Annotated in this window: 2 protein-coding genes and 8 tRNA genes; all 10 read right to left on the reverse strand. The window is 42.0% G+C overall.

The annotated features are described in order from the left end of the window. Positions 1–294, reverse strand: a 294-nt coding sequence (locus PS3_RS00005; RefSeq protein ID WP_040467691.1) for a UPF0236 family transposase-like protein, incomplete at its 3' end; no start/stop codon positions are given. 125 nt (positions 295–419) lie between these two features. After that, on the reverse strand, positions 420–1,751 hold the full coding sequence (locus tag PS3_RS00010) for a uracil-xanthine permease family protein (RefSeq protein WP_007121586.1): 1,332 nt from the start codon (positions 1,749–1,751) through the stop codon (positions 420–422). A 267-nt stretch (positions 1,752–2,018) separates the two neighbouring features. Next, a tRNA-Leu gene (locus PS3_RS00015) sits at positions 2,019–2,102 on the reverse strand. Positions 2,103–2,116: 14 nt separating this feature from the next. Further along, positions 2,117–2,187, reverse strand: a tRNA-Cys gene (locus PS3_RS00020). Between the two features lie 27 nt (positions 2,188–2,214). Next, positions 2,215–2,289 (reverse strand) — tRNA-His (locus PS3_RS00025). A 14-nt stretch (positions 2,290–2,303) separates the two neighbouring features. Further along, a tRNA-Trp gene (locus PS3_RS00030) sits at positions 2,304–2,374 on the reverse strand. A gap of 9 nt (positions 2,375–2,383) precedes the next feature. Then, positions 2,384–2,456: transfer RNA gene (locus PS3_RS00035), tRNA-Phe, on the reverse strand. A 20-nt stretch (positions 2,457–2,476) separates the two neighbouring features. Further along, positions 2,477–2,549: transfer RNA gene (locus PS3_RS00040), tRNA-Val, on the reverse strand. A gap of 7 nt (positions 2,550–2,556) precedes the next feature. After that, positions 2,557–2,628: transfer RNA gene (locus tag PS3_RS00045), tRNA-Glu, on the reverse strand. Between the two features lie 6 nt (positions 2,629–2,634). Continuing rightward, a tRNA-Ser gene (locus PS3_RS00050) sits at positions 2,635–2,726 on the reverse strand. Positions 2,727–2,771 lie beyond the last annotated feature (45 nt).

Consider the following 2,771-nt stretch of genomic DNA (forward strand, 5'->3'; position numbering starts at 1 on the left):
CCCTTCAAGTTTTAATTTCTTGTCTAATAAGAAACCTTTCTTACCATCGGGGTAAAGGTAATAACGCCGTTTAAACCCAACCTCACCAAAAGCAAAATTAATCGTCCTAGGCTGCTTATTGATAACCTGGTAACCATCCTGCTTGATATTGAAGATATAGTCATCTAACGCCTCAAGGTAAGTACCTACCACGACTCCGAAGAGTCGTTGCATCCCCTTAATTACTTCGTTTTCTAAATCATAAAGACTATCAATATTGTCCAAAGACGTAATAAAATCTGTTAAACTATTCATGAGACCTGTTTCCTTTGTCTTTTTTGTTTCAACTAAAAGGCTACAGGTCTTTTCTTGTACAATCAAGCATCCTGTTGTTTAAATTTTTACAACCTATTAAAACATTACACTACCCCAGCTAAATTTTATGCTTGACTACGGCTAGGCATAATTAGATTTAAGACGACTGCCGTAATTGCCGCAATCGCAATTGGTGAACCTAACAAATACTGAACCATTTGTGGTGAAGCATTCATGACCTTAGTAGGTAATAAAATGATGGCTAAGGTTAAGACAATTGGGATCCCAATAATATATAGATCACTTTCACCAGTCTTAGTGCGCCGAATAACATTTAAACCATTCAACATGATCGTCACCGTAATAATAGCAAAGACTCCACCAATGACCGGCGCCGGAATAGCAGACAGAAAAGCTGATAATTTAGTGAAAAAACCTAAAATAATAAACCAAATCCCGGCTGATATAAAGACTCGCTTACTTGCGACTCCCGTTATGGAAACAATGCCTGCATTCGTCGAGTAACCAGTCACTGGTGTCGCACCGGCAATAGCAGCAACTAAACAGCTTAAGCCTTCACCAATAATTCCGCGGTTCCATTGGCGATCCGTTATTTGGTGGTTTGTCACTGCTCCCATGGCAAACCAAGTTCCCGTCGTTTCAGTTGTCAAAATGGCATAGATAATGATAAAAGTTAAAATTGCCGTAAGATCAAAATTGATCCCCCAATGAAACATAGTCCGCTGAGGTAATCCGATCCAGGCCGCATCAGCCACCGTCTTCCAGTCAAAACGTCCCATCATGGCACTAACAAGTGTACCCACTAATAAAGAGATCACAATCGAGCCTGTTTTAAATAACTTCTGCACACGTGGGAATCGAATACTAATGGCCACACAAATCAATAAAGTCAAAGCGGTAATACTTGCTAAAATCATGTTTTGATATATGTTACCACTGGCTTCAAAAACATTGTCATTTAAGGCTGATGGAATTAAAGATAAACCAACACAGGTGATAATCGTCCCGCCAACAACTGCTGGGACTAAGGTATTAATGATTTTTTGAAAGACACCTGATAACCCTAATAAAATTAGTACGATGGCACCCACAGTTAAAGCGCCTAATAGGGTCGCCATGCCACCGTGATTTAAACCACCGCTAGCTAAAACTACCCCTGCTGCGGCTCCTAAAGGTACGAATGAAGGTCCTTGAGAAACCGGCATCTTCATAAAAATCGCCGTTTGTAAAATGGTACCAATTCCGGCCGCTAAGAAAGTAGACTGTAGTAAGCCGGTCGAATTTGCAGCTCCCATCGCTAATGATCCAGCTAATATAATAGGCGGGACATAAACATCCATTGCTAAAACATGTTGTAAGCCAAGTAAAGTCGCCTCTCCTGTTGGTACCCTATCATCAGGACCAACAACTAATGATTTCTCAATCTGATCTGCCATAAATAATCCTTTCATAATATAGAAACTAAAAACTTTGTCCATATTATCATCTAACTAATTTAAAGTAAACGTCGCAGATGGCGACATAAACGTTTTCTAGTAAACGATTTCATCTCGATTAAATCAGCCTAAATCGAAAAGGATTAAATGCTTTTCACTGAGAACTTATTAAACTTTAATGGCCACAAACACAAAAAAACCAGGAAAATCCTGGCTCAATCGTACTAGAAATCTATACTAGTGACTAAAACTATGTTTAGTTGTAAGTGCCTCCGGTGGGGGTCGAACCCACACTCCCAAACGGGAACTGGATTTTGAGTCCAGCGCGTCTGCCAATTCCGCCACAGAGGCATAATCTAACTAAAAGGTGGTAGTCGGATTCGAACCGACGATCAAGGTTTTGCAGACCCACGCCTTACCACTTGGCTATACCACCAGATAGTATAGATAATCTAACTTTAAGGGCGGTATATGGGATTCGAACCCATGCATGTCGGACCCACAAACCGATGTGTTAACCAAACTTCACCAATACCGCCATATTAAATTAAGCAGGGATAGTAGGAATCGAACCCACAATGACGGTTTTGGAGACCGTAGTTATACCGTTTAACTATATCCCTATAATAGAGTGGCGCGGGACGGAATCGAACCGCCGACACACGGAGCTTCAATCCGTTGCTCTACCAACTGAGCTACCGAGCCATAACATCTAACGATGTAAATGGAGGATACAGGGCTCGAACCTGTGACCCTCTGCTTGTAAGGCAGACGCTCTCCCAACTGAGCTAATCCTCCATAGAAGTGACCCGTGCGGGATTCGAACCCACGATACCACCGTGAAAGGGTGGTGTCTTAACCGCTTGACTAACGGGCCATTGAATGGAGAGTAAGGGATTCGAACCCTTGATACAGGCTTTAACCCGTATACAGCATTTCCAATGCTGCTCCTTCGGCCAGCTCGGACAACTCTCCAGTATCCAAGCCCTAACACTAAGTCAGGTGCCAAAGCTTGTCTTT

The sequence above is a fragment of the Limosilactobacillus gastricus PS3 genome (assembly GCF_000247775.1).
Classification (GTDB): Bacteria; Bacillota; Bacilli; order Lactobacillales; family Lactobacillaceae; genus Limosilactobacillus; species Limosilactobacillus gastricus_A.